Annotated in this window: 14 protein-coding genes; 7 read left to right on the top strand and 7 right to left on the bottom strand. The window is 38.5% G+C overall.

Features of this window, described 5'->3' with window-relative positions:
* Positions 1 to 72 precede the first annotated feature (72 nt).
* Positions 73 to 516 (bottom strand): DUF192 domain-containing protein, encoded by a 444-nt coding sequence (locus ACN0TV_RS08545; protein ID WP_417362037.1) that lies wholly within the window; start codon positions 514 to 516, stop codon positions 73 to 75.
* Positions 517 to 560: 44 nt separating this feature from the next.
* A complete protein-coding gene (lgt, locus tag ACN0TV_RS08550) occupies positions 561 to 1,400 on the bottom strand; it encodes a prolipoprotein diacylglyceryl transferase (protein WP_417362039.1) in 840 nt (279 codons plus the stop codon).
* A 238-nt stretch (positions 1,401 to 1,638) separates the two neighbouring features.
* Between lgt and ACN0TV_RS08555 the strand changes: the two genes are divergently transcribed.
* Together ACN0TV_RS08555 and ACN0TV_RS08560 are read left to right on the top strand one after the other, a co-directional pair.
* Positions 1,639 to 3,090, top strand: a complete 1,452-nt coding sequence (locus tag ACN0TV_RS08555; RefSeq protein ID WP_417362041.1) for an MBOAT family O-acyltransferase — start codon at positions 1,639 to 1,641, stop codon at positions 3,088 to 3,090.
* 10 nt (positions 3,091 to 3,100) lie between these two features.
* Positions 3,101 to 4,060 carry a hypothetical protein gene (locus ACN0TV_RS08560; protein WP_417362042.1) on the top strand — a complete coding sequence of 320 codons (960 nt, stop codon included), beginning with the start codon at positions 3,101 to 3,103 and terminating at the stop codon, positions 4,058 to 4,060.
* On the opposite strand, the gene ACN0TV_RS08565 is transcribed toward ACN0TV_RS08560, so the two are convergent.
* Both ACN0TV_RS08565 and ACN0TV_RS08570 read right to left on the bottom strand, forming a co-directional pair.
* Positions 4,005 to 7,844: a glycosyltransferase gene (locus ACN0TV_RS08565; RefSeq protein ID WP_417362044.1), complete on the bottom strand. Its 3,840-nt coding sequence runs from the start codon at positions 7,842 to 7,844 to the stop codon at positions 4,005 to 4,007. The two genes, ACN0TV_RS08560 and ACN0TV_RS08565, sit on opposite strands and share 56 nt — an antisense overlap.
* Entirely contained in the window at positions 7,841 to 9,130 is a 1,290-nt protein-coding gene (locus ACN0TV_RS08570) for a glycoside hydrolase family 2 TIM barrel-domain containing protein (RefSeq protein WP_417362046.1), read from the bottom strand. The genes ACN0TV_RS08565 and ACN0TV_RS08570 overlap by 4 nt, the downstream gene beginning before the upstream one ends.
* Before the next feature lie 245 nt (positions 9,131 to 9,375).
* Here ACN0TV_RS08570 and argS point away from each other — a divergent pair, with 245 nt between their 5' ends.
* Positions 9,376 to 11,157 (top strand): arginine--tRNA ligase, encoded by a 1,782-nt coding sequence (argS, locus tag ACN0TV_RS08575; RefSeq protein ID WP_417362048.1) that lies wholly within the window; start codon positions 9,376 to 9,378, stop codon positions 11,155 to 11,157.
* A gap of 161 nt (positions 11,158 to 11,318) precedes the next feature.
* Here argS and ACN0TV_RS08580 read toward each other — a convergent pair whose 3' ends face one another.
* The gene (locus tag ACN0TV_RS08580) at positions 11,319 to 11,669 is read right to left on the bottom strand and encodes a DUF6686 family protein (RefSeq protein WP_417362050.1); all 351 of its coding nucleotides are present in this window, start codon (positions 11,667 to 11,669) and stop codon (positions 11,319 to 11,321) included.
* 387 nt (positions 11,670 to 12,056) lie between these two features.
* Between ACN0TV_RS08580 and ACN0TV_RS08585 the strand changes: the two genes are divergently transcribed.
* The 4 genes from ACN0TV_RS08585 (at position 12,057) to ACN0TV_RS08600 (ending at position 16,728) form a co-directional block, all read left to right on the top strand.
* Entirely contained in the window at positions 12,057 to 12,827 is a 771-nt protein-coding gene (locus tag ACN0TV_RS08585; RefSeq protein ID WP_417362052.1) for a membrane metalloprotease, read from the top strand.
* A 62-nt stretch (positions 12,828 to 12,889) separates the two neighbouring features.
* A complete protein-coding gene (locus ACN0TV_RS08590) occupies positions 12,890 to 14,257 on the top strand; it encodes an MATE family efflux transporter (protein ID WP_417362053.1) in 1,368 nt (455 codons plus the stop codon).
* 187 nt (positions 14,258 to 14,444) lie between these two features.
* Entirely contained in the window at positions 14,445 to 15,773 is a 1,329-nt protein-coding gene (gene ffh, locus ACN0TV_RS08595; protein WP_417362055.1) for a signal recognition particle protein, read from the top strand.
* Positions 15,774 to 15,834: 61 nt separating this feature from the next.
* Positions 15,835 to 16,728, top strand: a complete 894-nt coding sequence (locus tag ACN0TV_RS08600) for a bifunctional 5,10-methylenetetrahydrofolate dehydrogenase/5,10-methenyltetrahydrofolate cyclohydrolase (protein ID WP_417362057.1) — start codon at positions 15,835 to 15,837, stop codon at positions 16,726 to 16,728.
* A gap of 66 nt (positions 16,729 to 16,794) precedes the next feature.
* Here ACN0TV_RS08600 and ACN0TV_RS08605 read toward each other — a convergent pair whose 3' ends face one another.
* Together ACN0TV_RS08605 and rho are read right to left on the bottom strand one after the other, a co-directional pair.
* Positions 16,795 to 17,814, bottom strand: a complete 1,020-nt coding sequence (locus ACN0TV_RS08605) for an AI-2E family transporter (RefSeq protein ID WP_417362059.1) — start codon at positions 17,812 to 17,814, stop codon at positions 16,795 to 16,797.
* Positions 17,815 to 18,116: 302 nt separating this feature from the next.
* Complete coding sequence (rho, locus tag ACN0TV_RS08610; RefSeq protein WP_417362061.1) at positions 18,117 to 19,907, bottom strand: transcription termination factor Rho; 1,791 nt, start codon at positions 19,905 to 19,907, stop codon at positions 18,117 to 18,119.
* Positions 19,908 to 19,935: the final 28 nt, after the last annotated feature.

Here is a 19,935-nt window from a genome sequence, read left to right on the forward strand (position 1 = left end):
AAAGGAGCTGTGTTTTAAATACAGCTCCTTATATAGATAAACTAAATGTTTTATAGCCACTAGATTGTAGGCTTATTCTGTTGTAAATTCAATGCGGTCCCCATCCTGAAGCTTCCATAGCTCAATCATTCCAGCGTTAAGTTCCAGTACATATTTAGCAGGGCCCTTTGAAAGTAGGGATTCCTCTGACATTGGTGTTGCGTTTTCAATACTGCTAATAATAACGTTGTCGCTGTTAATAAATAAGAGGTCTAGTGGAATAGTGGTGTTTTTCATAAAGAAAGAACGCGGTTGCTCGTCATCAAAAACGAAAAGCATCCCTTGAGTTTTTTCCATAGTTGTTCTGTACATCAAGCCAGTTTCTCTCTCATAGGCATTGTCGGCTATTTCAATGTCGATTTTACCTACTTTAAGTGAATCCCCTTTAAGGATTTTCAATTCACCTTCCTTTTTAAAACTAATTTCCGTAGGCTTGATATCTTTTTTAGTTTGTGTTTGACAACTGATTAAAGCCATACAAAAAAGAAGTATGAGTACTAAAGTTTTGACTATAAAGTTGATCATTTCGCTACTGTTGAAGGTGTTGTTTTTGATGCTCTAAACATAAAGTAGATTCCAACAAGAATAAAAGGAATACTAAGCCACTGTCCTGTGGAGAGCAATCCGAGCTCACTTTCAAATCCACCTTGTGATTTTTTATAAAATTCTGCAATAAATCGAACCGTCCATAAAAGCACTAAAAAGAGTCCGAAGAGATAACCAGACTTAGTGCTCTTGTCTGTTTTCCAATAGAAATACCAAAGGATTATAAAAACGAGTAAATAACCTGCAGCTTCGTACAGCTGTGCAGGGTGCCTTGGGAAGGATTCACCTAACTGGGTGAAGACCACTCCGTAATCTGAATTGGTAGGTTTACCAATGATTTCAGAATTGAAAAAGTTTCCGAATCTGACAAATACCCCTCCTATAGCCACAGGGATCACTATGCGATCCAATATCCAAAGAATGGGCTTGTGAAGTACCTTTTTACTGTAATAATACATGGCAATGATGATAGCTATAGCTGCACCATGACTAGCTAGTCCTCTAAATCCTGTAAATTCAAACTCTGGTGAAAATTTAACCGGGAGAATAATGCTCAATGGGTCTGTGATAAACACGCTAGGTTCATAGAAAAGAAAATGACCTAATCGCGCCCCGATTAAGGTTGCCAATACGGTATAAATAAATAAAGAATCAAGGGCTTCTTCAGATTGATTTTCTTTTTTGTAAATCTTTTTCATGATAAACCACCCTAATGAAAAAGCGATCACAAACATCAAACTGTAGTACCGAAGTTGAAAGAACCCTAAGTCAAGTAATACCTGATCTGGATTCCATGTAAAACTCAATAAATGCATTTGTTTTATTTTAATACCTGGTAAATATAATCATAAAGTTTATAGTGACCTTACTGAGGATAAATAAACTTATGACTGTTGTTTAAGTACTAAAATCTTAAGGATACAAAGGTTCGAGTGCTGCTCGGTTATACTGCGATGTTTCAGCAATTCAATTCAACAAGTTTTTAGGTGTTTAATCGTTTGCTTTCAGATAATTAGTATAGGAATAGTAGCTTTAATTTTAAACCTCGACTTCATGCTGTTCAATTCGTTCGATTTTCTATTTTTCTTTCCGATTGCAGTGCTGGTTTTTTACCTTTTAAAACACCGTTATCGCTGGATGTGGTTGTTGTTCTGCAGCTATTTCTTCTATATGTATCTTGAGCCCATGATACTGCTGTTATTATGGACATCAACGATTGTCGATTATTACTGCGGTCTAAAAATGGATCAACATGATGAAATTAAAATTCGAAGGCGGTATTTATACTTAAGTATAGTCACCAATCTCGGCTTGTTATTCTTTTTTAAATACTTTGTCTTTTTTACTGTAAATGCCGCGGAAATCCTTGAATTTTTTGGAATTCAACTTGTAGATTCGGTAGGAGCACAGCATTCTGATTATGTAAAGATCTTGCTGCCGATCGGAATAAGTTTTTATACTTTTCAAACCTTGAGTTACAGCATTGATGTGTATAAGAGAGAGATTCCTGCGGAGCGACACTTGGGAAAGTACGCCCTCTTTGTTTCCTTTTTCCCTCAACTTGTTGCAGGACCGATAGAAAGGACCAAAAGGTTATTACCACAATTCAGTAAGGTCGTACATTTTAATGCTGCGCGTATCAAAAAGGGCATCATGATGATGGCCTGGGGATTCTTTTTAAAACTTGTGGTAGCAGATCGATTAGGCGTATATGTGGATGATGTGTTTTATAAGGCTTCAGATTACAGGGGTCTTCCGCTTGTTTTAGGGAGCTACTTTTTTGCGTTTCAGATCTATTATGATTTTTCTGCATATTGTGCTATAGCCATAGGAGCAGCTAAGGTGTTGGGTTATGATTTAATGCAGAATTTCAACCGCCCGCTTTTCTTTAGCTCCTTTAGAGATTTATGGAGAAGGTGGCATATTTCCCTTATGGAATGGTTTCGGGATTATCTATATATCCCACTGCTAAAAAATCTTAAGTTTTCTAAAGTCTCCGCTGTATTAGTCGTTTTTTTCTTCAATGGATTATGGCACGGCGCAAGTTGGACTTTTATAGTTTGGGGAGTGTTGTGTGGGGTATTGCTCATTGCGGAGACTGTAACAATAGATTTGAGGCGAAGTTTGTTACGCTCCGTGGGCTTAAACCATAATATGAAGGTTATTAAATTTCTTAATTGGCTGACGATATTTAGTCTATTGGTTATTACATTGGTGTTTTTTAGATCTAAAAGTATTGGTCAGGCTGGAATTTATTTGAACAATATGTTCTCATTTTCTTCGAGTGAAGTAGATGTTTACCATGACAAATTTGAACTGGGTTTGTCGCTTTTCCTTGTCGTTGTGGTCCAAACAATTCATTTTTACAAAGGGAATGATCGTATCTATGAACTTATCTGGAATAGGCCGAGATGGCTACGCTGGATATTTTATCTGCTATTTATTTTAGTGATGGTGCTCTTTAGTGTTAATCGCCAAAATAACTTTATTTATTTTCAATTTTAAGAACTTTAGTATGAAAGGGATACTGTGGAAAATATCGGTCTTGACTCTTGCACTTATAGGATGTTATTATTTTTTTATGGGGCAGTTAACCCAGGGTTTCGTCAATGAAAATTATTCAAAATTCACGCATCAATCACCTAGCCTGATTATTGGGTTGTCACGGGCTCATAACGGTATTGACCCAAGTGTGTTAGACAGTGTCCTGGATGGAACCCCTTATGAAGGCGGCTTTCTAAATTTTGCTTTTGAAAAATCGCAATCTCCGTATGGAAAGATATATTTTGAGGCTATAAAGAAGAAAATTCCAAAGCAAACCACCAAGGGCGTTTATATCCTTACGGTATCACCAGGTTCTTTTTCAGCGCCTGTGCGCATTACCTCAGTAGAGCAGATTATTGCGTTTGATCAAAATTCACTGTTAGGAAAGATTGGACAGCTCAATAAAAACCCAAATTATGAATACATCCGAAAGGGCTATGGAGGGTCCTTGTACAAGGGTTTTTTACCCAATAATCCACAAATTACTACCGTATTCCACGATAATGGTTGGGAGGAATTTAAGCTCTTTAAGGGAAGCTATCACATCACAGAAGAAGACATTGCCAATTGGACATCTCAAACCATCGGGGGTTACAGACTAATTATGAAGGAGCACCCAGAGAAGGCTTCCACATACCGAATGGGAAGCTTTCAGCAAATCATATCGTTTTTAAAACAACACGGTCAGGTCTTTGTAGTGCGCATGCCAATTGATCCTTTGGTTTTGGGTCTGGAAAACAAATTGTGGAAAGAATTTAACACAGAGATGACTCTAATCAGCGCAAAAAAGGACGTTCCTTATTTTGATTTCTCCGATGCAACTCAGTACAAAACCTACGATGGATCACATCTGAGCTCTATTTACGCCAAGGAGTTTAGTGAACGATTGGCTTTGGAGATACAGCGCTATTATCGGACACCATCCTTTTGATTTCGGTGTTTAAAGGCTTCACTATGGTGCGTACAGTATTGTTGCTGTAATATTTCAGAATCAACCGGTAGTTTAAGTAGTTTTCAGGTATGGTAATCGTGATTTTAGACTTATTACCAATGGATTTCATAACCAATGGATTATCATAAACGTCACATTTTAAAAGGAACCATTCGACTCTTCCGTTTTCTTTGTTTGGAACCTCGAAGCTCCATGGACTTTTTGAAGTTTTAAATACGGCGGTATAGTGATAAGGAAAATGGACCTTTAATCGTGCTGCAGGTTGCAAAATTGTAAGATCAAGATCTTCCGGGGTGTATTTTTGTTGGTTTAAAAATGATTGTACTTGTTTGAGTTCGGGCTTAATTGCACCATTATAGTCGATTAATCCATTTAAATCCATACTGTTGCTCTCGTGTCTATCCTGCCAATTTGCAATATAAATACTTTTGTGTTTCTGGTATAACGAACTGATCTGCTGGAGGGCCTCCGGTGGGACGGCACCTAATTGAAAGGCAATCTTATGCTTGTTGGCATAATGGATGAATTCAGATAAATAACAACTGTCCTTCGCGTTTCGAATATTAATAGCTAGGGCATCTATAGGAGGTGATTTTGATAGCAGCAATGCCGTGTGTTTAATGGTGTGCTGATTTAAATCCAATGAAACAACAATAGGCCGGGACGCATCTGCTGCCTTAATTTTTATCATTAAATCTCGTACCCAATCACTGTATTGTTGCTGTTTATCCTGAATTTTTTCTATTTTATAGTGTTGGGTGTAATAACTGAGAATGTCATGAGAGAAATGCCAAGAGGTGATCGAAGACTGATCCTTCAACCGATGTACTGTATTTAGAACATCTAGCTGTAATTGTTCTATTTCAGCAGTGTTTCTAAAGTCAACAATAGGAGCCAGCCAAAAGCCGTAGTCGATACTTAAGTCGTATTGCTTTGCAGTTTTAAAAACGTTGTGGTCGTAAATGCTACTGCCAAAATATTTAATGTGATTAAACCCTGTGGATTTTATCCGGCTAAAGTCTTTTCGTAATGTTTTATTATCGAGAGTGTAATAATTTTTATACCAATTAATCCCCTTGTTGTAGATAATCCCTTTGATATTTTTAGCGATTTCTTGATCCAGTGTGCTGTGTTGGGTAAGGGCGATACTTGTACTATCCATAGCAACGCAATTTTCGTCCTGTATCTCAGTAGTCCAGATCGTTCTGCGCAGTCTATCATAATCCTTTATTTGCCAATTTAAAATAGAGGTGTTGAGTTGTCGAGGAACATTTTTGTCGATCGCACTATTGAAGAACACCAAGTGTTTAATCTCGGGATATTTTTCTGATATACTTTCTATGGCTTGGCTTAACCATTCGGTTTGATTGGTAGTCTCTGCTAGGCTTCCAAACTCTGCTAAGATGACTGGTTTGTTGATCTTCTGCGCTTTAAGTGCTTTTTGATATGGAATATAGAGCTGATCAAAGTCAGCTTGTGCACCATAGTTTAGGGTAGTAAGCCCTACAAAATCCACGTAAGAATCCCCCGGGTAATACGAGGCCACCGCCTGAGATTTCCATGGATTCCACACCCACCGTACATTGGTGACACCGACCTCCTTAAATATTTTCCAAACATGGACCCAGGCTTTTTTAAATTCTTCAGCACTGTTGCTGCCCGTTTTGGACCATGGATAAAAAGGATTGTCAAATTCGTGTGCAAATCTCAGATATACTTTATTGTTGTATGACTTAATAGCAAAGGCGGTTTGTTTGATGTAGGTATCGAAATCCCCACGTATAATGTGTTTAAAAACGTATTTGTTTTCTCGATAGTCCTTCAGGGTGTGGCTAAAACTAAAATCACTACTCCAGGGTTCCCAGCTAATGATGGGGGTATGGGTTTTCTGTTCCAATGCTCTTTTTAAGTTATTGAAATGATAGGTGTCTCCCCATGGTATGTAGTAAGCACTGATATCAAAAGCTATATTTAATTTTCTCTCAATTTTGCTTATTTCGTTTCCATTGCTCAATCCGTTGTTATACAGGGGGCTATAGATGCCTAAATAGTACTGAGAAAGATGTGCGGGCTTTGCATGAGTGCTAACACCATCCCATTTCTTGTATTGTTGGTTGTTGATGGAAAATATGGAGAAGGCCGTTATTAGAATCACTAAAGGCAAGCCGGTACGGCGGACAAGACTATATATTGTATGGCGAAATCTCCACAGTCTGATCTTTACATTGAGGTTCGTTTGGTAAGCTTTCTTTGAAAAGTTGTTTTTAATGGCGTTGATCTGTTGGGATTTATGGAATCCAAGGTAAACGGTAAAGAACATAAAGAACGCATTTAAAAGTGCAAAACCCGCCATAAAGAGGCTGAAAGGGGTAAGGTTCTTCTGTAACCCATATACAATGGAAGCCAAGGATATAACTCCCATGATGACATTTGGAGCCAATATTTTCCAGCTGGTTTTATCTTCACCTGTTTTTGGAGTAGGAAGGTAGGGGATCTTCTTTCCAAAAACGGTGTATAGGCATCCCAAACAAAATATCCACCATGTACTGATTTGCAATAAACCTCCCATTGCGTGAAAACCCCGTTCTTTTTCTTCCATCACCCAGCGTTGGACGTAATTTCTAATGATAATAATCGTGGCTATCAGAGGAAATAAACCTAACCCAAACTGCAGCACATTTCCTTTCCATGGGGTAATTGAAAACGATAACGCAATGATGGGAATTAAAAAATTGATCAAATAAAAAAATCCAATAATGTAATGTAATGGGATTAGTCCATAATGGATGCGTTGCCTCCAATTAAAGTGTTTGAATAATTTCGGATACACATGGACGAGAAGATCTGTCGTACCCCTGGCCCATTTGAGTTGTTGTTTGTAGTATGCCGTTAGCGAGGAAGGTACAAGCCCTCTAGCTAGAATTTTCGGAACATAAACGGATTTCCACCCATTAGCATGTAGTCGCATGGCCGTATGCATGTCTTCGGCCAGGCCGGCAGCATGACCTTGAATACTATCAATAGCTTCTCGTCTAAAGGTACAATTGGCACCAATCGCATTTACGGTGCCATAGCTATTCATACACATCATGATCGGGCCGTAAAACTGAAAGGTTTGTTGGGCGGAACCTTTTGCGACATAGGATTCATGGATGTTATTATAGGCCTGCACTATCTGGACAAAACCAATTTCTTTATCCTCAAAATAGGGAAGTACATGATCCAAGAATGCAGGGGATGGCACGTGATCAGGATCGAGTATGACGCAGATTTCCCCCTTGGCAATTTTGCGCAAAGCGTTGTTGATATTTCCAGCTTTTGCATCTATACGGTTTGTTCTGCTCACATGATGGATATCGTTCTTTAAACAGAATTCAATCAAATGAGAATCGTTAGCCTCATCACATAAAATAGTAGTATGCGGATAGTTAATACTTTTAATGGCCATTAAGGTGTTTTCAATCATCTCGTAGGGCTCTCCAGGGAAATAGGTTGTCAGTACATCTACCGTATAATGCTTTGTGATAGGTTTGACTTTAGGTACCGATATGTCCCAATAGTGATACCATTCGTATATTATCCTAGCAAGACTATAGCCCAATGTGATACAAAGTAGGATGTAGAGGAATTTGTTGCCGATCTTGTCGATGGATAAAAAAATGAACATAAAATAAATGATGGCCGAGCAGCCCACAATGATCATAAATCGCAAGGTGTTTTGTTCCCTTTTCGTAGGTGGAAGTATGGTGATTGGACGATTCATTGAAGTACGTAGAATGGAATGTTGGCTGTAGTGAAATTTTGATGGCTATCGTATAAATAGACAAATAAACGATATGGTCCAGCTTGCTGTGGCGCTTGAAATTTTATGTGATCTGAATTTCCCACAAGTGCAAAGGATTTCGGTTTTTTCTCATTTTGATCTTGGATTACATTCCATCCTTCAGCCACGATTTCCCATCTGATCTTTAGGCTGTCTGAGGCTTGGTATTCCACCCTAGCTATACAGCTGCTATTTGGATCTAGTAGGATGTTTGCCCAGCTGTTCTTGGTATTCAAAACCAATTTTTCAATTTGCGGCGGTTTACTCAGTACTGTATTAGGGCTTTGGAAGTATTGGGAAACACTATAGGCCATATTACTCCTTCTTCCAGTAGAATCCAACAAGCTAAACCAGGTGTGAGTGCTTTCTTGTTTCTCACCCCAATAAAATACCAGGTCCCCTAAATTTCGGGAACAATACACGTCTAAATACCGACTGTAAATCTTTTCTATTTCTTCAGCTTTTTGAGTGTCATTAAGCTCAATGGTGGCGTCCCATAGCGTTTTTCTGTTAGCCCAGGGGCCTTCAGCACCCCATTCACTGATCAAAAAAGGGCCGTCCCAATAGGGACTTAACTTACCTATTTCGGATTCCATTTGGTAGATCTGTCCAAAGATGTTTATAGAGATAAAATCCAAATCGGGACTTTTCCTTAACAAACTAAATATCCTCTTCTTTGCGATGGAGGCAATACTAGTAGAAACTGGATGATTAGGATCCAGTTCATGAATTTGATTTACCAATGAATTGAAAAAGGAGATAAAACTTTTTTCACTACTGTCCAAAAAATAATTCGAAGGAAACTGTATTTCATTGCCGAGCATCCAAAATAAAAGGGCAGGGTGATTTTTGTGGGCGTTGACTAAGTTTTTGATATTCATCATGGCTGAGTCCCTAGCGGATTGGGATTTGTAATACATGCTTTGGTAATTAGACAGTGGAATATCCACAGCAACTGCCAGGTTGTTGACCAATGCTTTATCAAGTACTGATTTAAGATTCGTGGTGTCGTAAATTCGAATGGTATTGGCTCCCGCTTCTGCCAGTGATTCGATATGTCTTGCAGAACCTGCAGCGCCTTTAATCTTAAAGGGCAGGGAATTACGCATAATTGTAAATCCTTGCTCAGTTTTGGCTACGTATACAGTTCTATCCTGCGATAACATAGCAGGGGGGGTGGAACAAGAGGCTAATGTGAGTAGTAAAATAAACGGTAATAGACGCATATGTATTAGATTGAGGATAAAATTAATAGAAGCGAGTAATTACAAATCGAATTATAGTTAAACTTCTTAAAAACAAGACGAAAGGACCAAGCCTTAGCGACACTCTCTTACCGCTGTAGCCTATGCTGTATTTTGAAAATTCGTGGAAATTTGGATTTTCCTGTACCTTGATGTGTGATTTGTCTATAAGTCAGACTTTAAAACATGAGCTAAATACGTATCTTTGCACCTAAATTTTAGAATTGATGAATATTCAAGATCTCATTATATCCAAGGTTAAGGAGGCCGTAAACACCATTTTTGAAAAAGAATTGGAAAGCGTAGAACTTCAAACCACCAGAAAGGAATTTGAAGGTGATTTAACAGTAGTTATATTTCCTATGCTTCGTACCATTAAAGGAAACCCACAACTTATAGGGGAGGAAATAGGAGCTTATTTGGAGCTTAATGTGGGTCAAGTGATCCGTTTCAATGTGGTCAAAGGGTTTTTGAACTTGGTTATTTCTGAATCTTATTTCATCGACTTTTTTAATGGAATCCGCACTCAAGCTCATTTTGGATATCTGAGCCCAGAACCAGGAAGTGATGCGGTGATGGTGGAGTATTCTTCCCCAAATACCAATAAGCCTCTACACCTGGGCCATATTAGAAATAACTTATTGGGATACTCCGTTTCAGAGATTCTAAAGGCATCTGGAAAAAAGGTATACAAGACTCAAATTATAAATGACCGTGGTATTCATATTTGTAAATCCATGATTGCATGGCAGAAATATGGTAATGGAGAAACTCCGAAATCGACTGGTCTTAAAGGCGACAAACTAGTAGGTAATTACTATGTCGAATTTGATCGCGTATATAAAACGCAAATCCAAGAATTGATCGACCAAGGAGTTGATAAGAAAGAGGCTGAAAAGCAAGCCCCGATTCTTCAAGAAGCGCAAGAAATGCTCCGCAAATGGGAAGCGGGAGATGCAGAGGTGGTAGAACTTTGGACGACCATGAATGGTTGGGTATACCAAGGTTTTAATGAAACATATAAGAATTTAGGGGTTGACTTTGATCAGCTCTACTACGAGAGCAATACCTATTTATTAGGAAAAGACATCGTTGCTGAAGGTTTGGATAAAGGTGTGTTCTACACCAAGGATGACGGTTCTGTCTGGATCGATTTAAGTGCTGAAGGATTGGACGAAAAAATAGTACTTCGTTCTGATGGAACTGCAGTTTATATGACGCAGGATATTGGAACTGCAATACAACGGGTAAAAGATTTTCCTGATGTCGGTGCATTGGTCTATACAGTTGGCAACGAGCAGGATTATCATTTCAAGGTCTTATTTTTAATTCTAGAAAAACTGGGATATTCGTGGGCAAATCATCTTTATCACCTGAGTTATGGAATGGTAGACCTTCCTAGTGGTAAGATGAAAAGCCGTGAAGGCACCGTGGTGGATGCTGATGATCTTATTCAAGAAATGGCTGATACTGCAGGAGAAATCTCTGCTGAATTAGGGAAATTGGAAGGGTTTAGTGATCAGCAAAAACAAGAGTTGTATAAAACCATAGGACTTGGAGCATTAAAATATTTCATATTAAAGGTAGATCCCAAAAAACGTATTTTATTTGATCCTAAAGAATCTATAGATTTTCAAGGAAATACCGGTCCGTTTATTCAATATACTTACGCTCGTATTCAATCCATTATCCGCAAGGCTGATTTTGATTTTGATGCCAATGTGAGTTCAGTATACGAATTGCATGAAAAAGAGCGGGAACTCATCAAACAAATGCAGCAATTTCCTGAGGTTATTCAAAATGCAGCATTGAATTACAGTCCTGCGCTTATTGCGAATTATGTGTTTGATTTAGTGAAAGAATTCAATTCATTCTATCAGAACGTTTCAATTCTAGGGGCTGATCAACTGGAGGAAAAAGTATTTAGGGTACAACTTTCTAAAAAAGTAGGTCAAATTATTGAAGACGCACTGGCTTTATTAGGTATTCAGGTGCCAGAAAGAATGTAGTTGGACACAGAGTATAATGAGCCAAAGGAGATAGATATAACATTTAAAAACCCCGAGACAGTTGCGCTGATCGGGGTTTTTTCCTTGCTTTAGTCAAGGGTAAATTAACAAACTCAAAATAGTTATTATTGTATGTACATTGGGCCTTCAAAGACTTAAAATTAATTTGGTTGCCATTGGTAATTGATGTCAGATGCCTTGATAAGCTCATGACTACTCTGATGCATTTCAATCAACCGTTTCAATTCTAAAACCTCCGCTTTATTGAGCAGAAGCAAAAGGTTGGATTGTATGGTTGGAATCGGAATACGCTTGTCGTAGACCGAATATTTAAACTCCTGTTCCCAATACTCCACTTCTAAGGTATACATATAGCGCTGGAAACTCTCAAACTCATCTTGTGTAAAATTAAAGTTGATGTTGTTAAACAACAATTGATACATGTAATTGCGCTTACAGAAGATGAGTAAGCCGTTTTTTGATCTACTTAGTATTTTGAGGTGTTTACACATGGTCAATTGGTTTTATGATTGCGCTGTTTACTGTAAACAAAAATATAAAATTTATTTAGATTGAATAAAAATAATTATATATTTGTCAATATTATTAAAGCAAGAAGTTATTCTAAATTCAAAGATTATGACTTTACTTAGGAGTGTTTAGTTAGCTTGTTTAGCCATAATGTTAATTAAACAATCAGTTACTCCATTAATTTCATATGGTAAGGGGTGCTTTTTTAAGTGCCCCTTTTTCATAATCCTATCACAACAAAATTTTAGAAGCCGTCTAATTACGGTCACAACCATAGGAAGCAAAGGAGGTGATTTACTATATTCAGGTGTCAATTTATGGGTTACGGAATTTGTAAAAATTCTATATATTGCATAAAATTCACCCCTATGACTAAGCTTTTTTACGGATTGCTTGTCTTGTTTGTTTTGGTGTCCTGTGTTGATGACGATGATTCAAATGAGCTTGCGAAATTAGCTGCTTCCAATCGATTGGGAACGGGTGATTCGGCTCGGGATTTTCTAACTGAAGAAAATTTTAAGGCTGTTGTATTCGAAGTCGTTTATGTGGAGGATTATCCACCTTCTGACGCTGCTTTGGATAATTTAGCAGAATTCACAAACAAGTATTGTCATAAATCCGCAGGTGTGGAAATAACCAAAAGAGCTATTCCTGCTCCAGGAAAAGAATATTATACAATTTCTCAAGTTGATAGTCTTGAACAAGAATTACGTTCGCAATACAATAGAGAAGGTCGTTTAGCGGTGTTTGTATTCTATTTGGATGGAACTTATAAAAGTGAAAAGCAGAGTTCAGTAGCTAGTGGACTTACTTTAGTTCTGGGCGTATCATATAGAAACACTTCCTTTGTTGTTTTCAAGAACAGTATTGATAAGTTGTCTAGCTCACGGTCCTTTGCTTTAGAGAGTACCGTTTTAAGACATGAATTTTCGCATTTATTGGGACTTGTCAATGTCGGCACCAAAATGCAAACTAACCATATTGATCCTGAAAATGGGCATCACTGTATTGTTGAAAGCTGTCTTATGAATTACCAAGTCGAATCGGGTTGGCAATTTTCACGATGGAACATGGCGCCTCAGATACCCCTACTCGACAGTCAGTGTATTGCTGATTTGCGGGCTAATGGGGGCAAATGAATTGTTTTATTCCTAGTTTAAGTAGTATCCAATACCGCATAAATTCTTAATTTTGTATGGTGATGCAACAAGGGATAACTTTTTCTAAAGAAAACAAACACATTCTAAATACGATACTCAAATTGGCATTTCCAATCATAATTGCCAATGTATTGCAAACCATGTATCAGCTGGTAGATACCTTTTGGTTGGGTCGACTTAGCGCCAACGCTGTGGCGAGTGTTAGTTTAAGTTTTCCGATTTTGTTTTTAGTGGTTGCTTTAGGGGGTGGACTTACCCTTGCTGGAACTGTCATTGTTGCGCAGCACAAAGGAGCAGGGGACCAAAGAATGGTCAATTATGCCTCCTCTCAAACCATCATGGTGATTTTCTTTATTTCCATAATACTGGCTCTTGTGGGTTATTTTTCTGCAGAAACGTTAATGTCTTTGATAGGCGCAGGAGAGGAATTGAAAGATGATGCTGTGGTTTATTTCCAAGTATCTTCATGGGGCTATATTTTTATGTTTATGTTCTTTGTGTACCAATCCTTGATGAGAGGAATTGGTAATGTAATTATACCTATGTACATCGTTCTGGGTACAGTGATTTTGAATCTAGTCCTAGACCCCTTGTTTATCTTTGGTTATGGGCCAATTCAAGGTTATGGGGTTGCAGGCGCTGCAGTGGCAAGTATATTTACTCAGGCCATTTCAGCTAGCATTGGACTTTACATACTATTTAAAGGTAAAAAAGGAATTAAAATCCACTTCTCCCATATGCGTTGGGATTTTAAATGGGTTAAAAATCTATTTGCCCTAGGGTTACCAGCAAGTTTGGATCAATCAAGTAGGGCAGCGGCTATGACCGCCATGGTGATGTTGGTTACTAGTTTCGATAGCGAAATTGTGGCCGCCTATGGTGTTGGTGCCAGGATACTAAGTCTTGTAATCGTTCCGGCTCTCGGTCTTTCTATTGCCACCACCAGTCTGGTGGGCCAAAATATTGGAGCGGGTCGATTGGATAGAGCGGAGCGGGTAGGTAATGTTGGCGTTTGTCTAGCTGCTATAGGACTAAGTGTTTTAGGCATTGTATTGTTTTTTCTGGCGGAGCCACTAACGAGATTCTTTGTGCCTGAGGATCCTCATGTGATCGAGGTCGGTTCTAAGTTTATCAAAATTATGGCGCCCAGCTTTGGCCTTTTGGGAATACAACAGGTGTTAAACGGGGTTTTTAATGGGGCAGGACTTACTAAAATATCAATGCTTATCTCAGTGGTAGTACTCTGGATAGCGAGGTTTCCAATGGCGTTTATGCTGTCCAATAATACCAGCTTAAGCTATGAGGGGATTTGGTGGGCATTTCCAATTTCAAATGCCATTGCCGCTATAATAGCCTTTGTTTATTACAAAAGAGGAAGCTGGAAAAAAATACAACCACAGCTGGTGTAAGGGGGCTAATCTATTAAAGAAGGGATTTTAAATTTTAAGCCGCTGTAAATAGCTTGGTTAAGAAGTCTAAAATAACTTTCGAACTTCGAATTCAAATTCTTAAATTTGCAGCTCTCTATAGATTCGAAGTTGAATTTATTTGAGAACATCACCAATTCTCATTATTGAGTAAAAGCAGTAAGATAATATGTTTGATAATTTAAGCGAAAAATTAGATAAGGCCTTTCATGTTCTTAAAGGACATGGACAAATTACCGAGGTTAACATTGCAGAAACCCTTAAAGAGGTGCGACGTGCTTTGTTGGATGCGGATGTGAATTTTAAAACAGCTAAAGAGTTTACCAATTCAGTAAAAAGCAAGGCGCTTGGGCAGGATGTATTGACCTCTCTTAAACCGGGTCAATTAATGGTGAAGCTTGTCAAAGATGAACTTACCGAGCTCATGGGTGGTGAAGCAGCGGGGGTTGATTTATCAGGAAACCCTTCTGTGATTTTAATGGCTGGTCTTCAAGGGTCAGGTAAAACCACATTCTCAGGTAAACTAGCTAATTTTCTAAAAAATAAGAAAACTAAAAATCCACTTTTGGTGGCCTGTGATGTTTATCGTCCTGCAGCGATTGATCAGTTGCACGTAGTGGGTGAGCAAATAGGTGTTGCTGTATATTCAGATAGAGAGAATAATGATCCTGTTGCTATTGCCAAAGCAGGTGTGGAACACGCTAAAGCTAATGGTCACAATGTAGTGATTGTAGATACCGCGGGTCGTTTGGCAGTTGATGAGCTAATGATGAAGGAGATTTCTAACATCCACAGCGCAATTCATCCGAATGAAACACTATTTGTAGTAGATTCCATGACTGGTCAAGATGCCGTAAATACAGCAAAGACCTTTAATGAAGTATTGGACTTTGATGGGGTTATTCTTACCAAACTCGATGGTGATACACGAGGTGGGGCAGCACTGTCTATTAAATCTGTGGTAAATAAACCGATTAAATTTATCGGTACCGGAGAGAAAATGGATGCCGTTGATGTCTTCTACCCATCACGTATGGCAGACCGTATCTTAGGGATGGGGGATGTTGTTTCTTTGGTAGAGAGAGCTCAAGAGCAATACGATGAGGAAGAGGCCAGAAAACTACATAAGAAAATTGCAAAAGATCAATTTGGTTTTGATGACTTTTTGAGTCAGATACAACAAATCAAAAAGATGGGTAGCATGAAGGATTTACTCGGGATGATCCCAGGGGCTGGAAAGGCCTTAAAGGGTATCGATATAGATGATGACGCGTTCAAAGGAATTGAAGCGATCATTCACTCTATGACCCCGGAGGAGCGTACTTCACCATCTGTACTTAATGGTAGTAGAAAAAAACGTATTGCCAAGGGTAGTGGAACTTCTGTTCAAGATGTAAATCAACTACTTAAACAATTTACTCAGATGAGTAAAATGATGAAGATGATGCAAGGAGGCGGCGGTAGAAAAATGATGCAAATGATGCAAGGACTTAAATAAGTCGCTTTAAAATATGTTTGTAGCCAATTAAAAACAAGCTTAAAAATTATAAACCTATACAATGGAACTTCTAGACGGAAAGAAAATATCCAATCAAATTAAAGATGAGATTGCGGAAATCGTTCAAAAGATTAAAGCAAACGGTGAAAAGGTACCGCACTTGGCGGCGGTAATTGTCGGTAATGATGGGGCGAGTCTCACTTATGTAGGGAGTAAGGTAAAGGCTTGTGAGCGAGTAGGATTTGAATCTACTCTTGTAAAGCTTCCTAGCACAACCAGCGAATTGGAACTCATGCGAAAGATTGATGAACTGAACAAGAATCAAGATATTGATGGATTTATCGTTCAGTTGCCTTTGCCTGAGCAAATCAATGAGCAACGTGTGCTGATGGCAATCGATCCAGATAAAGATGTGGATGGTTTCCATCCGACAAACTTCGGGAAAATGGCTTTGGATATGAGTACTTTTATTCCAGCCACTCCATTTGGGATATTAGAGTTGTTGGAACGCTACAATGTAGAAACTAAAGGAAAGCACACTGTAGTTATCGGTCGCTCGCATATCGTTGGACGTCCTATGAGTATTCTAATGGGAAGAAAAGGATTTCCTGGAAACTCAACTGTAACCCTTACCCATAGTCATACTAAGAATATTACGCAAATAACTTCTCAAGCTGATATTATTATTACTGCATTAGGGCAGCCAAATTATTTGAAAGCGGAAATGGTGAAGGATGATGTCGTGATTATCGATGTCGGAATTACGAGAGTTCCAGATGAAGATTCTCCAAAGGGATACAAAATCACTGGAGATGTAGATTTTGAAAACGTGAGTAAAAAGGCAAGCTTTATCACGCCAGTACCTGGAGGTGTTGGTCCAATGACCATTGCTATGTTACTTAAAAACACACTTCTGGCAAGAGAGCGTCACCGCGTTAAAACCCAATCTAAATAAGGGATAAGCACAACAATATTTTAAAATAATAGGACATCAAACCGCCCTGTCGAAAGATAGGGCAGGTTAAATTTTTCGATTCCCGTATTCGTTTTTGTATATTTTTACCAGTAGTAGAAATAGGCTTAAAAGTAAGGGGCCAAATACTAGGCCTATAAACCCGAATAAAGGAACACCAATGATGACTCCAATAAGTGTAATAAGGGGATGAAGGTTGGCTAGTCTTCGCTGCACGACCATTCGAAAAATATTATCCGTGGACCCAACTACCGCAATTCCGTATATCAATAACCCAATAGATTCCCAATGTTGGCCTTGAGTATATAATAATAAAGTTACTGGAAGAACCCCAAGTGCCGTACCTACGAAAGGAATCATAGAACCAACTACGGTAACAACAAACCAAAATATAGGATCTTGAACCCCAAATATATAGTAACCAATAAGTGCCACCACTCCCTGTAGTAAAGCTACCAATGGAATTCCGATGGCGTTTGATTTTACGACCTCGGTACTTTCTTTAGATATTAATTTAATGTTTTCATCGCTCAAAGGAAGGAAGTTTAATACTCGTTTTTGAAGGTTTTCCGATTCTACGAGTAGGAAGTATAGGATGAAATACATCATCGTTAATGCTATCAAAGCATCAAAGGTACCTCCTGCTAATCCCTGAATTTGAGTAGATATCCAGCCTGTAATTTCTTTGGTGTTCAGATCAGTTGAATGACTAAACCCGATATACTGTTCAATCTCTATTATTTTGGTTTTTACAATAGCCATCACTTCTTCGGAGTTGGCTACAGCTTTCTGAATCTTAGACGAAAGTAATAGGATAATTAGGCTTACTGGGATAACGATAATGACAATTGAAATAAGAATGATAATTGTCGCTGCCAGCCATCGCTTGAAGCCGTACTTTACCATGTGTTTCATGAGTCTTTTAAAAATCACATACATGGTAATAGCTCCCAATATGCCAGAGAAATAAGGAAGCAATTCCTCTATGATTAGATATCCCAAAAGTACTATTGAGAGTAGTACAAACAATTGTCGGATGAGTCCAGGACTTAATTGATCTTTATACATATTGATTGATTCAGTATTCCCAAATTTAATGAATGCTTTTATGATTCGCTCATTTTTGAGTGTATTTTTAAAATGCAGTACTAATTTGTGTGATGTGAAGGCTATTGTCGTTGTGGGTAAAGAAATCTTTTATCCTAAAGTCCTTCAACAAATTTGGTAGACAATAGGAGTGATGTAAATTTGTATGGATACAGATCAAGGCTGTGTGTTTAGTGGGGGTATAGGAGTTTAAAAGACATAAAAAAACCTGTACTTTACTAAGTGTAAGATACAGGTTTTTGTGTATTTGACTTGATGCTAAATTATTGATTCATCGTCATTAAAAACTCTTCGTTGTTTTTGGTCGTACGAATACGTTGATCCATGAACTCCATGGCTTCAACAGGATTCATATCTGATAAATATTTACGCAAGATCCACATTCTTTGAATGGCGTTTTCATCAAGCAATAAGTCATCGCGTCTAGTTGATGAAGATATCAAATCAATGGCAGGGAAAATTCGTTTGTTGGCAATACGTCTGTCGAGTTGTAGTTCCATATTACCTGTTCCTTTAAACTCTTCGAAAATAACTTCGTCCATTTTGGAACCTGTATCAGTTAATGCAGTTGCAATGATCGTTAATGAACCACCACCTTCTATATTTCTAGCCGCACCGAAAAAACGTTTTGGTTTGTGCAACGCATTGGCGTCAACCCCACCACTTAAAACCTTACCACTGGCAGGCTGTACGGTGTTGTATGCTCTTGCTAGACGAGTGATGGAATCCAATAGGATAACCACATCATGTCCACATTCTACCAAACGTTTTGCTTTCTCTAATACAATGTTTGCCACCTTTACGTGTCGATCTGCAGGCTCGTCAAAAGTAGAAGCGATAACTTCTCCTTTTACGTTACGTTGCATATCTGTAACCTCTTCCGGACGTTCGTCAATTAAAAGAATTAATTGGTATACCTCTGGGTGATTCGCAGCAATTGCATTAGCGATATCCTTTAAAAGCATGGTCTTACCAGTCTTAGGCTGAGAAACGATCATACCTCTTTGTCCTTTTCCGATAGGAGAAAACAAATCTACGACCCTAGTGGATATGGTGCTTCTGTTTTCAGCCAATCTAAATTTTTCTTCTGGGAATAACGGAGTTAAGTGCTCAAAGGATACGCGATCGCGTACCACCTGTGGATCCAATCCGTTAATTTGGTTCACCTTAATTAAAGGGAAATACTTTTCTCCTTCTTTAGGGGGGCGTACTGTTCCTCTAACAGTATCACCGGTTTTTAATCCGAAAAGACGTATTTGTGATTGAGAAACATAAATATCATCCGGAGAGGAGAGGTAGTTATAGTCACTACTTCTCAAGAAACCGTAACCGTCTTGCATGATATCCAAGACGCCTTCGCTCTCAACAATACCGTCAAATTCAAAATCAGGTTCTCTGTACCTGTTTTTCTTTTCCTTATCAAAATTGTCTTTATCCTTAGGAGCAGTATTGCTACTTTTTTTATGCTGATGTGTTTGGTTATTGTTCGAGTTGCGAGGATTGTTGCTATTCTCGTTGCGTTTATTGTTCTGCTGGTTGTTGCTTGAAGCGTTGTTAGACTGTTGTTTAGGTTCCGTTTTTGGTTTCTGAACAACCTCTGCTTTGAGGGATTTATCAGCTTCTTTTTGAGGAGCTGCTGCTTCTACTTTTGGGTTTGAGGCTATTGCCGCTTTTGGTTTTGCCTCTTGTTGTTTTTCCACTTTTGGTTTTTCTACTTTTGGTTTTGCTTCTACAGCTGGCCTTGAGGCCGCTGGCGCAGGTGAAAAAGCTTTATTTGTACCGCCGTTATTATCTTCTACTTTTCCTGTAGATCTTTTAGTAGTGCGTGTCCTTTTTTTAGGCCTTTGTTGAGAAGGTGTTTCTGTGCTACTGGATTCTTCCTCTTTGGGAGTTTCTTTAGTACTTACAGCATCTGGGCTGGCAGCTTGAACGTCGAGAATTTGATAAATGAGGTCGTCCTTTTTGAACGTTTTAAATTTGGGAATACCAGCCACTCTAGCAATCTCATGTAGTTCGGCAAGCTTTTTTGCCTTTAAATCTGAAATTTCAAACATTGATTAAATAAATAAATTATTATTTGGT

The organism is Galbibacter sp. (genome assembly GCF_048266365.1).
Taxonomy (GTDB): domain Bacteria; phylum Bacteroidota; class Bacteroidia; order Flavobacteriales; family Flavobacteriaceae; genus Galbibacter.